Origin of the sequence: Lapidilactobacillus wuchangensis (genome assembly GCF_003946645.1) — a bacterium.
GTDB lineage: Bacteria > Bacillota > Bacilli > Lactobacillales > Lactobacillaceae > Lapidilactobacillus > Lapidilactobacillus wuchangensis.
This window is the reverse complement of sequence record NZ_RHOU01000015.1, coordinates 36,534-49,679: the sequence shown is the minus strand read 5'-3', so window position 1 is coordinate 49,679 and position 13,146 is coordinate 36,534. Positions and strand designations below refer to the sequence as shown.

Here is a 13,146-nt window from a genome sequence, read left to right as displayed (position 1 = left end):
GAAATTATTCTTGCCGCTTTAGCGGTTAGAATAAGGCTTGTATCTGAGATTGTTGCGTAGCAATAAGCTCAGATCAATGCCCATGGCGTTCCACGCCCCTCAAATTGCGTCGCCACCACCTCCCAAAATTGGGGAAGACTTGACCGCCCACAAAATTGCTGGGCCCCTGTCGTGCTTGAGTATGAAGCGACTTGAGTCAATCACTAATCACAGCTTTTTCAGCCTCTCTAACTAATTACATCACTCAATCCGGTCGACTTCAATTTTGACAGTATCTGGTAATAATTGCGCCAATGATTTCATGAGAATTTCTAAATGCTGATTAAAATTCATTTGAATTTGTTGCCGATCATTAATCACGAACAAAACAATCACGCGACTTTTACCATTAGGCAAAGTTACTGGCACCATTTTCAAAGCGGTAATGGTTGAGTAATCAACAACTCGAGAAAACAGGCCATTCGTGACTAGGCGTTTGCCACCAATGCCGCCAACGCCGTCCATGATATTTAAAGTAAAGAACGCGGCCATTAAAATAATAAACGGCCAATTCATTGTTGGCACACTTAGCGCCCAAGAGCCAATCAGAATACTGAAAATCACAGGGGTGTACTTATACCGCGCGCGAATAACAATTTGCGATTGCCAATAGATCCCAAAGGCCATACTGCCAAGCAAGGCAGCGATTAGAATGTACATTAACATAACGTAACACCTCCATTACTTGTTCTAATTTTACACTTATCCCCAGGAAATAACACCATCTGAGGTCTGAATTAAAAGTTTTAACGATCATTATTACTGCTGAGCTTGATATTTCCTTTGCTTGTCTGTTCATGTTAGAATAAGCGTGATAGCTAGGTAATAATAAACTTTTTCTAATCATTAATAGCGACTTTTTCTCTTGATTAATTCTAAGAAATAAATATTTCAATTCAATTTATAGCCGGTGTTTGTAATTATTTCTATTTATTATCGTTGTTAAATTGGCAATTGTAACTATCATTTTATAATAGATTATACCCAATCTAATTTTAAACTCATTATAATTTACAACCTATGACTTCTATGTTATACTTTCCTCGAATGAAATATTTCGGGGTTTTTATTTTGGATTTAAATTCATGTACCTGTCTACGCAAGTTTTTGCCAGTGCCCGTTCCGATTACATAATGCTTGTTAGACAGCACATATAGGAGGTAAGTTAGATGGCACATCGTAAGAAATTCATCGCCGTCTTAGTAATTGGGGCAATTGCTCTTATTTTGCGTTTTGTTTTCAATTTGGGCTTAGCAGCACAGATTATCGTCACTGTCATGGGTGCCTTATTAGCACTCTCAATGTTCGTGGAAATGATCAAGACCCTACGTTCAGGTAAATATGGGGTCGATTTATTGGCGATCATGTCAATTGCAGCGACTTTAATTGTTGGTGAATATTGGGCCAGCTTAATGATTTTGGTCATGTTAACTGGTGGTGATTCACTTGAAGATTATGCTGCCAACAAGGCCGGCTCTGACCTGAAGAACCTGTTAGATAACTCGCCACAGATTGCCCACATTAAAGTCGGCGAAAAACTGGTCGACCGTAAAATTGACGATGTTAATTTAAATGAAATTGCTGTCATTAAACCTGGCGAATCAGTCCCTGTCGATGGGATTGTGATTGCAGGGGAAGGTAATTTCGATGAATCATCTATGACGGGTGAATCACGGCCAGTTTCCAAAAAAATTGGTAGTGAATTATTATCTGGGACGGTCAACGGCGATACTGCCATGACCATGCGCGTTACAAGAACTGCCGCTGATTCTCAGTATCAAACAATTGTTAAATTGGTTAAGGAATCAGCTGATAAACCCGCTCATTTTGTTCGGATGGCTGACCGCTACGCCGTACCATTTACGATTATTTCTTTATTGATTGCTGGTATCGCTTGGATTGCCTCTGGTGACCCTCATCGTTTCGCCGAAGTTCTGGTAGTTGCCTCACCATGTCCCCTAATTTTGGCAGCACCAATTGCGCTGGTTTCCGGTATGAGCCGTTCTAGCCGTAACAGTATCATTATTAAATCAGGAACTTCCATCGAGAAAATGGCCCAAGCAAAGAGCATTTTCTTCGATAAAACAGGGACAATTACAACTGGGCACTTGAACGTGATCGATGTTCATCCAGCTGCCAATGTTTCGGAAACTGATTTGATTCAAGCTTTAGGTAATTTGGAAATTAATTCCGCTCATATTTTCGCACGAGCAATCATTCGTTACGTCAATGATTTACCTGATTTCAAACACGAAAGCGTCTCTGATTTCACCGAAACCAATGGTCAAGGTGTCAGTGGTCAGTATCGTGGTCAATTAGTTAAAGCCGGCCGGCGCAACTTTATTGATGTTACTGATGCACCGCAAATCGAACTAGCTGAAGGTCAGTCGATTATTTACGTCGCGATCAATCAACAATTCGCCGGTTATTTAACCTTAGCTGACAAGACTCGTCCTGAAGCTCCTGCAACAATGGCCGCTTTGAAAAATGCTGGTGTAACCAAGTTAGCTATGATTACCGGTGATAAGAAAGACACTGCCGAACATATTGCTGAACAAGTTGGTATCACTGAAGTTCATGCCGAATGTTTACCGCAAGATAAAATTGATCTTGTCGTTAAAACACCAGCGGCAGAACGTCCAGTCATGATGGTTGGCGACGGTGTTAACGACGCGCCAGCATTAGCCGCTGCTGATGTAGGGATTGCCATGGGTGCTTCTGGTGCCAGCGCTGCCAGTGAATCTGCCGACGCGGTGATTCTAAAAGATGATTTATCAAAAGTAGAAACGGCTATTACTATTTCTCGAGAAACGATGAATGTTGCTCGTCAATCCGTTTTAATCGGGATTTTCATCTGTGTGGCTTTGATGTTGGTTGCCGCATTCGGCGTTATACCTGCCCTGTTTGGTGCTATGTTGCAAGAAGTTGTCGATACCACTTCGATCCTCTGGTCATTACGGGCACGTAAAACTCGAGAAACTCGTCGCGTCTTACAAGAAGCAACGGATTAATCAGAATAGTCCGCATTTGCTGCTAGGATTCCGCGATTTTCCAAAATAGTTTCATTATCAAAATAGTTGTGATCACGTTGTTGAGTTTTAATAGCAACGTGATTTTTTTATTTGTTTAATATGATGAGTGCCAGCCAAAATTTATTAGTTTAGATCAAAGTTGGTATCAAGTCTTCCCCAATTTTTGTAAGGTGGTGGCGGTGCAATTTGAGGGGCGTGGAACGCCATGGGCATTGATTTGAGCTTTTGTTACACAAAATCTCAAATACAAGCCTTATTCTAACCGCTGAAGCGGCAAGAATAATTTCATGGCTGACGCCAATTGCGCCGCCACCACCTGCTAAAACTAACAGAACTGATCACCACTATTTGGCTAAACCGGATTGTGATAGTACGAAAATGATGTAACAATTTCTACTGATGAATAGAATCGTCACACCATCTTTTGTTGCTGTTCAACTATTATTAACTAATTGAATTGATTTAGTGAGTCCTACTACCATTGCCTTAACCACCGGCGGAGATGAAGCGAACCAAATCAACTCCAGACGGAATGGAGGGATCTTGTCGTCAGCCGCCAAATTATTGTTAGTGCTTTAGCACTTACAATAAGACCTGTATTGAAGACTTTTGAAAAAAGGCTTCAATCAGTGTCGGCAGCGTTCCACGACAAGCAGCCCGCAATACAGTCAGAATCAATTCTGTCTTAATTTCATTCCCTAATGCGCCACTTTCCAAGTGAAGCTCATAATTTTATTTCCAAGTAGGTAGCGTAATATTACTCTTTTCAAAAGAATTAGACTAAACTATAAAGTGATATCAATCTTGAAGTATGAAGACTGCATCATGATTATTGGAGGTAAATTATGGAAAAAACTGAACGTTTAGCCCTTTTAGATGATTTAATCAGATTGGCCACGCCAAATGGTAATGAAAAATTAGTGGCTGATTATTTAGAAAAGTTATTTGCTAAGCACAATATTCCTACCAAGCACGTGACTTATGCCGAAAATCGGGACAGCTTGATTGCCACAGTCAAAAAGTCTGACGGGCCAATTCTGGGCTTCACTGGTCATGAAGACGTGGTTGACCCTGTCGATGCCAGCAAGTGGACTTATGGCCCTTATGAACCAAAACATGTTGACGGCAAAATTTTTGGTCGTGGGACTGCTGATATGAAATCAGGTTTGGCTGGCCAAGTTATTGCCATGATCGAATTAAATGACGACCCTAATTTTAAAGGTAATCTTAAATTAATCGCCACTGTTGGCGAAGAAAAAGGCGAAGTCGGTTCGAAACAATTAGCCAAGGAAGGCTACGTTGATGATGTGGCCGCTTTAATTGTCGGCGAACCAAGCAACGCCTCTTCTGACTTAGTAATGACCAAGATGGTCCAAGGTGGCCTGGTTAAAATTCCGGCACCATTGGCTAATCAAGCACATAGTCGCCAATCATTTTATTGTGCCCATAAAGGTTCCGTAACTTATAAAGTCGTTTCTCATGGTCGCGCTGCTCACAGCTCGATGCCTGAAGCTGGCATTAATGCTTTGGCTAACCTGATCAACTTTTATCAGAAACAGGATGAGTATTTCGGCACTTTAAGCGGCTATTCTGATGATATTTTAGGCGTAACGACACCAGCAGTCACGATTATGAAGGCCGGCGAGCAGGAGAACACAATTCCTGACTACGCTGAATTAACCGTTAAAGTCAGAACCATCCCTGAATACAACAACGATAAATTAATCGCCGACTTGGAAAAAATCATCGCCGAGCTAAATCAAGAACCAAAGATGTCCTTAGAATTTCAATTAAGTAGCAGCAACTGGCCAGTTAAAACAGCCGCCGATGCGAAATTGATTCAATTCGCCCACGAAGCCTACCAAGATGTTTTCCAACAAAACGCTTTGGCAATTGGTGCTCCTGGTGGTACTGACGCTTCGCAATTCATTCAAGCTAATCCTAACCTTGAAGTGATCGTGGCTGGCCCTGGTAACGAAAGTGCCCATCAAGTCAATGAATTCGTCATTGAGTCTGATTATTTGAATTACATTGATATTTACAAAGGAATTGCTAAAAAGTATTTTGCTTAATTTAATATTTTAAGTGCTTAAATTAATAACCTAAAAAAATCACGTTGACAGCTGATAACCTGTCAACGTGATTTTAGTTTTACTGCTGATTCAATTTTAATGATGGTAACAAAGTCGTCTCTTTAGTTGCGACGACGTTTGTACCTGTACCAGATACCACCAAGTACCACGACAACAATCAATAATACGGCACCAACAACAGTGGCGGTGTTATTACGTTGTTCATTTGCTTGTGGCAATTTCTTTTGGTCAGTCGTTTTATCTTTGGCTTGATCCTTGGTATTCTCAGTTGTTTCTTTCTCAACTGAATCAGGATCGGGCTTGCTTGGATCTGGATCAGGATTTGGTTTCGGATCTGGTTTTGGCTCCGGGTCAGGATCTGGCGTTGGTTTTGTCGTTTCCTCTTCCTTAGTCCAATTATTGGTCAGCACGATTTGATTGTCGTTAGTGCTAACGCTACTTTCATAACCGTCAGGCACATTAACTTCTTTGGCCGTATAAACATAGTCATCACCAACATTATTATACTTAGGTAATGCCACGACTTGGGCACTGCCATCAGGAATAACACTGCTAATTTTAGCTTGCCAATTATTAGCTTTATTCAAGCTCATTTCTTGGGAATTAGTCCAAGCATCAGCGCTGGTATTCGTCGACCGATTAATCACGAAGTCAATCGCATCAGGACGCTTACTTAACTTGTTCTCGTTGGTCCACTTTTTAGAAAGATCCAGCGTCACACCTGGCGCCTTGATTGAAGGAACTGGAAAATCAAGCAAGTTAGCTTCATCTTCATAAGCCACATCAGGGTCTAAAGTTGTGCGGCCGTTAGCCAAGTACCACGTTTCTGGTTTGAAATTATTGCTTTCAGTATTAATTCGAACTTGATACTTTAAGATAACTCGTTCATCTTTACCAAGACGCAAATTCGTCATTGAAATCGTCCCATTATTGGCAACGACACCAACATTCTTAACTAAATCTGGGGCGTCAACCCAATCACCATTTGTATCCTTACGCGCGCCAACTAAAGTGTAGTCCTGATTAGCAGCAAAGTTGCCGTTAGTCGTTTGTAGGAGAATATCTTCACCCATTGGATCAGTGACCGTCCCGTTGGCGATAGTGTTGTCGACTTGCGAAGCAACGGCACTTAAAGCATCGCCTAAATCTTCTAATTGATCATCAATCATTCGATATTTCGCAGCTGATGAAGCAATATTACGATCAATAAATTGTCCACGGGAAGACGGACTAACTGCCGGAAATGTACCAATTGAATAGCAATCAATGCCTTCATTTTTCGTATCAAGAATTGTGCCCAAAGTATTATCAGTAATTGTCTTGGTATCTGGTAGTGTAATTGAAGCTTCACCAGCATTAACAGTTGAACCCGAAACTAAACGAGCGGCAGCAGTATCAAAAGTAGTTGGATAAGCTGCTTTAACTGATTGACCGTTAGCGGGAACAATCTCACCATTATTTGGTGTTAAGGCTGAACTACTGTTAGCTTGGTATGACTGGTTAGCACGGCCATCGCCAATATGAACTAAAATCTTACGAGCATCCTTGGGATCCTCTCGTAACATCTTTTCGCCTTCCATTAAACCACCTTGTAGGAAGGTACCCGAACCTGCCTGGGCAACATCCCTCATAAAGCTATCAATTTCATCGGTGTTGGTTAAAAATCCATCTTCGGAATTGGGCATATCCGCAGTGGTATAAATATTCTTGTTATAAGCAACCACCCCAATTCGAACTTGGCCATCATCCATAACGTCAGAGATTTCATTGATAAACGAATTAACACCAGCAATTGCCTTTTCTTTTAGATCTTTCATCGTTGATGAGTAATCCATTACCAAGACAACGTCAACTGGGTAGGATAAATTGTTACCTTTGACGGCTAACGAAACGTCGAATAGGCCTTGCTTAGTCGCATTTTCAGCAACTGTTTTTTGCAAATAGGCTTGGTCGCCATAATTAACATAACCCTCATCATCAAAGGCAACGCCATCTGTGGTGGCCGTGCCGTAATTATAATTATAGGCATTTGGATCTTTGGTAGTTGATTGGCCATCAGTTAATTTGTTGCCAATGCTGGTTGCCCCGTTCTCGTATTGAAAGCCATTGGTTGCTGCTTGAACTGTTTGCCGCCCGGTGAAAATAACGAGTGCTAAACTCAGTAACCCTAACAAAAAAAGCAATTTCGTTCCTAGTTTTCGCATTATCCTAACCCCTTCTCCTTAGTTGCCTGAACCCATTTGTTTGTTGACTCGGTTGATTTCAGTCAAGAATTGCTGACATTTTCTGAAAAAATTGTTTTTTCGGGCAATTCACAATTCGAAATCGGCCTGTCTTACTCGCATTTTAGATTGTGCTCAATTGATACAATTACTAACACATTTAATTAGTAATTAGCGAAATAGTCTGAAATACCAATAACTTACAGTCAACATTTTTCTGCTCTCAGTCTAACATATTAACGATTTATGTAACAGTATCGATTAGAAGGAGCTGCTCGCGTTAGGGCTTTCAAAATTGAGCAAGACGCCATTTTGCTAACGTAAATATTTTTTTAATAAATGTGTTTCTTCAACTAATTGTCACATTAGTTAATTCAAAATTAAACGGCCTAAAAAACCCGTTGACCTTTTCACTGTCAACGGGTTTTATTCGGGGGAGGTAGTTTAAAGAGCAACAGGTGCCAAAAAATAGTTAATGCTATTTCTAATTCTTTTTACGTAAAATCTGAATCAGATCAACGGCTAAGCCAAATACCATTAAGACCACCAGACCCACAATCCAGAACGTTTTAGTTTGGGAACGTTTGGCGGCTAAACGAGCTTCTTGGCCAACGATATTCTGATCGGCTAAGTGGCGCTGTTGATGGGTGGTCAATAAACTAGGCGCATAGCCGGGAAATGGCGCCACCCTAGTGGTGATATTTGTAGAGACGGCATTACTAGCCGCTTGGTCAGTTCGTGTCGGACTTACTGCCAACATCAGCAAAGCCAGTACTGGCACTAAAAGCATGATCAATTTGCGGTTCATTTTATTTCTCCTAATTTTCTGAAAACTTTTTGTAGTTCTCAGTTTACTGAGAATTTGATCGACAGTCGAGACGTCTAATCACTTATTTTGTCGAAAAATTCGTAAAAATAAGTATCTTTTAATGGCGGCGACGGTTGACCAACAGGCTGAGACCACCGATCAACAGTAAGCCGACGCCTAATAGCAGTGTGTTCAGACTACGATTGGCTTCACCGGTCTTCGGCAAAGTTGGCTCATTATTTGTCTGCTTATGTGTGACCACGATATGTTTTTGCTTGTTCTTTTCAGTTTGGCTGCCAGTGGCGCCCTGATTATTTTTGCTCGGTTGTTTGGCAGTTGATTGGTTACCGGTTTGCTGATTACCACCATTTTGCTGATTGTCATTGTGGTGATTGTTATCAGTTGACCCTTGGCCTTGATTATCAGTGCCACCATGATTACCTTGGTCGTCTTGACCGCCTTGATTGTTGTCGCCGGTTCCTTCGCCTTCGTCGCCAGAACCGCCGCTCTGATCACCAGAATTTTTCTTTGGCAGTACTGTCAGCTTCATTGTAGTTGTTTGGAATTCACTGGCATAAGTTAATTCGTAAACCCCAGGTGTATTCAGATCATAGTCACCAGTAATTTTGATTTTATCAGGCGCAATCTCAGTACCATCATTCTCTGTGGCACTTTCAATAACGCTAATCGGATCCCACTGGTCACCAACGGTAACAGTCTGGTCCTTGACCACCAAAGTCGCTTCACTTTCTTCAACCGTTACCTGAATTGTTTCTTGGTGGCCATCATACTCATAAGTAATTGGATAAACACCAGGTTTGGTGGTGTCGACAGTGCCAGTCACTTTGACTTTATCAAAGGATACGAGCTTGCCATCGTGATCAAACGCCTCTTCGAAATTATCGGCTGGTTCCCAAGTATCCCCCGCCCAAATTGTTGAGCTATGCACCATAACATGAGCCAGATCATCTTGCAGTAAATAAGGCTGAAAAACTTGGAAGGTCGTATCGCCCTTATTTTCACCGGCAATGCTGGACATGTAGAAATAATAAGGATTCTGAATCACTTTAGTTGGTAAATTAGGTAATTCAGTGAAGCCAGGCGTCCGCTGTTCCCGGAATTTCGAGTAGACAATCTTGCCATCCTCGTCGCTACCTTCAGCGCCTTTATAGAAGTAACGCGATGCATCGAAGAGAATTCGAACTGCGGAACCAGCACCAGCAGTTAAAGCTGGCGTCGCAATTTTACCACCTGGTAATTTAATTTGATCCATGGGCATTTCATAGCGATCAACGCTGGGGCTAACGTAAGCAACTGGTAAAACAATGAATTGGTCATTGTACATCAGCGTTTCGTAACGACTCGGATCCAAACTTGATAAATCGGCAATCGAATTATAGCCCACATGCATCTCAGTGACTGCAGGTAGTTGTGAAATTGGCGTCACATCAGTAATTCGATTTCCCGTCAATTCAATGTAAGTTAATTTCTGCAAACCAGCTAACTGCGAGATATCCGTAATATCGCCACGAATAGCTTCAGTTTCAGCCGTATTTAAATCCGCACTCCGTAAATTCAAATAAGTAAGATTGGTGGCAAATTCTAGCCCGGCCAGTGAATAAGAAGTTTCGCCATCAATATAAGTATTCCGTAACGCTCGATATTCGCCGGTGGTTGGCAAACCAGAATAATTAGAAATCTTCGTTAAGTACTGGAGATCATTTTGGGTGATCTGGCTGACATCAGTCCACGTTTTGCCAGCTTGTTCGGAATTTTGATTTAACCAATACAGGACGATTTTCTGTAAAGTTTTATTCGGCATCCAAAGATTGATATCTTGCTCGGCCCGGCTAGCTAAGGGTAATTTAAATTCGCCAGTAGTCGGTGCCGGTTGTTCTTTATCTAAGGTCGTCGCTGGTATTGGCGCTACTTCTGAAGCAGTGATAGTCGGCATTGCTGGCTGAGCTGCTGGTACGACTGGTGCAGTTGGCACAACTGACTCTGGCGTTGCTGCTTCAGTTTGGTCAACAGCTGAATTGTCCGCCGTTGTTGTGGTTGAATCAGTTTGCTGCGAGGTTAATTCAGAATTTGCTTCTGAATTGATTTGATCTTGATTCGTTGCTGGCGCTGGATTCGTCACACTAGACGTCGCTGTTTCAGTCGTTGCTGCATTTGCTTGACTGCTTTCCAGCGCTGAAACAATCTGCTGTGCATCTTGGGCACCCACAGTAGCTGCTTGGGCTAAGGCGGGATTCATCGCTGCGCTAAGTAAAATGGCAGCAACACTAGTTGTCATGACAGTGGTGAATTTAATTTTTTTCATTCTTTTCCTCCGCGTAAAATATCCTAAAACAGGATGCCTGTTTGCCAAAACGATTTGTCTAGGCAAGTATTCATGAAGCGTAAAAAAATTATAGCAAATATTTTTTCACTTTTCACTACTTTTTATTAATCTTTCTGAATATTTTTTCAAGAGGTGGTTTAACCATAAAATAAAAATTATTCTTAATTTCATTAATATTGTCTCAGTTTAGAAGCTTTTATAATATTTAAATTAGTAAAACGTAGTAATGTATCTGTTTGCAAATAATATTCATTTTATAAATATCTTATTAATTTTTATTCATTACCAAGCTGACACCTACTGTTGAAAAACCGTACTGGTTCTGATTGGATTACAGGTTACGTGGCGTGGCACGCAGTCGTAGGATGGTCCAAGGAATTTAAAATTGACGTCAAAAATAGCCTGATTGACAGTCCCTAGTTTATCTAGAGAAATTGTCAATCAGACTTAGTTGTGATTACAAGCTATTTTTTTCAATATCGGAAATCAATTCTGGCCAAACACGATTTAAAATTCTAGCGACGGTGACATCAGTCAGCCATTTGCGGCAATCTTACAACGATTGCCTTGATGGCGAGCAAAGATTAAGTGAACCATTTTAACTCCAGATGGCGTGGCGGGATCTTGGCGTCAGCCACCATTTCGTTCTGCACTTACGTCACAGCTTCAATCGGTTTTATTATCAAATCAGAACAATCCCTACTTAGCGCTTATCTTTAAACGTTCGTGTTAGTCCGGAACCACTTAATAATAATAGCAAGATACTTAAAACAAGAAGGATCAGTTCACTGCGGTCACCTGTTTGTGGCAAAGAGGATTGGTTTTTTGTTTGCTGAGTCCGCGATGCGGCTTTAGTGCGCTGGTGGCGAGTTTGCTGCCCGGCTTGAGCGTGAGGCGTTGAGTTGTTTTTAGAACTGCCGATTTGATTATCTTGGTGATTGTTTGTCTGATTGGTAGCTGGCACTTCAGGTTTTGGTGCCGGCTGTGGCGTAACACTGATCACCTTTTTGGCTTGCACCGTTACGGTCGCTACTTTTTCTAAGTTGCCATAACGATAATGAATTTGATAGCGTCCCGGCCGCTTAGTCGCCACCGTGCCGCTAACGTCGAGTTTATTAAATGACAACTTATTTCCGTCGCGATCGAGCGCCTCGTCGAAATTATCTTGTTGCTGCCACTGGTCACCCACGGTAATCGTTGAGTCATGAACCGTTAATTGTTGCTGGCTTTGCTTAACTTCAATTGTGGCGGGCACATTCTGTTGACCATAACGATAAAAAACTTGGTACTTGCCAGGCTTAGTCGTGTCAACCGTACCAACCACCGTCACTTGATTCAGCGACAAGGGTTGCCCCGCATGATCCATAGATTTAGAGGCATTAAAATTATCACTAGCTTGCCAAGTATCAGTTGTGTAAATCACCGAATCATGGACGCTGACTTTTGCCGAATCATCCAGCAATTCATAGGGCTGAAAGACTTGATAAACTGGCACCGCATCCCCTGGCTCACTAGCCACCGCATTTAAATAAAAAAAGTACGGATTTTGAATCACGTGCAGCTGCATTGGATATTGGCCATCAGCAAATCCTGGAGAATGTTCAGGACGCAAGCCAGTGTAAACGACCTGACCGTCCACCAATTGATCCTGACCACCCTTAAAATAAAAGCGGCCTGTTGTCTCAGAATATTTAACAGCACCGCCAGCACCAGTCGCTAAGCCAGGAATGGCCAATTTGCCACCGGGCAAGCGCAACTGATTTAAATCCATTTGATACCGTTCGCCCGTTCGGCCAACATAAGCCACCGGCAAAACCACTGCTTGGTCGTTGTAAAGAAAATTCGTATAGTGAGCCGGATTCAAACTGCTGAAATCAGCAATGGCATTGTAACCGATCCGTAAATCAGTCAGGACTGGTAATTGAGCGATCGGCGTGATATCGCTAATTTGATTACCAGCAACATTCAGGAGCTTTAATTTCTGTAAATGAGCGATTGGCGTCAAATCTGTAATATCACCACGAATTGTCGTCGTGAGCGCACTGTTCAAATCACCACTCTGTAAAGTTAGATTAGTTAAATTAGTGGCATATTGCAGACCCGCCAAGGAATAAACAGTACTACCACTAGGCGCATCAGTGTTCCGCAATTTTCGATAATCAACAGTACTGGGCAAATCAAAATAATTATCGATTTCCGTTAAATACTGCAAATCACTTTTTTGAATATCGGCCACTTGCTGCCAAACTTTACCCGTTTTCGGCGTGGCGGTCCGATTTAGCCAATACAAAACTAATTGCTGCAAATTTTTGTTCGGCAACCATTGGTCAACATTCGTGGTAGCCGGCACGGACTGACGCTGCGAATTAAGGGCAACGCTTGCTGCTTGCACCTTGGTTGGCTCAATCATGGCAACTAGAAAAATCGCCAAAATAATCAACCAACCACCAATAACGACACTAACTTTCTTCATGACTACTCCTCCCAAAGGGCCCTTCAGCATTTCAAATTATTTAAAATCTATTATCTGCAAATCCAGTTAGTGTTAACCTGATAAATTCATCGTATACCCGCCAAATCGCGATTTCAAAGTATAGTTTGCCGAGTT

Annotated in this window: 7 protein-coding genes; 2 read left to right on the top strand and 5 right to left on the bottom strand. The window is 41.8% G+C overall.

Annotated features, from left to right (window positions below; genetic code table 11):
- Positions 1-240 precede the first annotated feature (240 nt).
- Complete coding sequence (locus EKM82_RS10055; RefSeq protein ID WP_125768860.1) at positions 241-705, bottom strand: hypothetical protein; 465 nt, start codon at positions 703-705, stop codon at positions 241-243.
- Between the two features lie 503 nt (positions 706-1,208).
- Here EKM82_RS10055 and EKM82_RS10050 point away from each other — a divergent pair.
- A complete protein-coding gene (locus tag EKM82_RS10050; protein WP_125768857.1) occupies positions 1,209-3,050 on the top strand; it encodes a heavy metal translocating P-type ATPase in 1,842 nt (613 codons plus the stop codon).
- Positions 3,051-3,916: 866 nt separating this feature from the next.
- Positions 3,917-5,143: a M20/M25/M40 family metallo-hydrolase gene (locus EKM82_RS10045; protein ID WP_125768853.1), complete on the top strand. Its 1,227-nt coding sequence runs from the start codon at positions 3,917-3,919 to the stop codon at positions 5,141-5,143.
- Positions 5,144-5,265: 122 nt separating this feature from the next.
- Here the strand turns inward: EKM82_RS10045 and EKM82_RS10040 are convergent, their stop codons facing one another.
- The 4 genes from EKM82_RS10040 to EKM82_RS10025 all read right to left on the bottom strand — a co-directional run bounded on the left by EKM82_RS10040 (position 5,266) and on the right by EKM82_RS10025 (position 13,011).
- Positions 5,266-7,368, bottom strand: a complete 2,103-nt coding sequence (locus tag EKM82_RS10040; protein ID WP_125768850.1) for a VWA domain-containing protein — start codon at positions 7,366-7,368, stop codon at positions 5,266-5,268.
- Positions 7,369-7,870: 502 nt separating this feature from the next.
- Positions 7,871-8,194: a hypothetical protein gene (locus tag EKM82_RS10035; protein WP_125768847.1), complete on the bottom strand. Its 324-nt coding sequence runs from the start codon at positions 8,192-8,194 to the stop codon at positions 7,871-7,873.
- Positions 8,195-8,312: 118 nt separating this feature from the next.
- Entirely contained in the window at positions 8,313-10,517 is a 2,205-nt protein-coding gene (locus EKM82_RS11925) for a bacterial Ig-like domain-containing protein (RefSeq protein ID WP_125768844.1), read from the bottom strand.
- Positions 10,518-11,241: 724 nt separating this feature from the next.
- Positions 11,242-13,011 carry a bacterial Ig-like domain-containing protein gene (locus EKM82_RS10025; protein WP_164508235.1) on the bottom strand — a complete coding sequence of 590 codons (1,770 nt, stop codon included), beginning with the start codon at positions 13,009-13,011 and terminating at the stop codon, positions 11,242-11,244.
- Between the last annotated feature and the right edge of the window lie 135 nt (positions 13,012-13,146).

Bases quoted from the DNA above. Each gene is read 5' to 3' on its own strand.
- EKM82_RS10050 (WP_125768857.1), top strand. From the start codon at position 1,209: ATGGCACATCGTAAGAAATTCATCGCCGTCTTAGTAATTGGGGCAATT.
- EKM82_RS10055 (WP_125768860.1), bottom strand. From the start codon at position 705: ATGTTAATGTACATTCTAATCGCTGCCTTGCTTGGCAGTATGGCCTTT.
- EKM82_RS10040 (WP_125768850.1), bottom strand. From the start codon at position 7,368: ATGCGAAAACTAGGAACGAAATTGCTTTTTTTGTTAGGGTTACTGAGT.
- EKM82_RS11925 (WP_125768844.1), bottom strand. From the start codon at position 10,517: ATGAAAAAAATTAAATTCACCACTGTCATGACAACTAGTGTTGCTGCC.
- EKM82_RS10045 (WP_125768853.1), top strand. From the start codon at position 3,917: ATGGAAAAAACTGAACGTTTAGCCCTTTTAGATGATTTAATCAGATTG.
- EKM82_RS10035 (WP_125768847.1), bottom strand. From the start codon at position 8,194: ATGAACCGCAAATTGATCATGCTTTTAGTGCCAGTACTGGCTTTGCTG.
- EKM82_RS10025 (WP_164508235.1), bottom strand. From the start codon at position 13,011: ATGAAGAAAGTTAGTGTCGTTATTGGTGGTTGGTTGATTATTTTGGCG.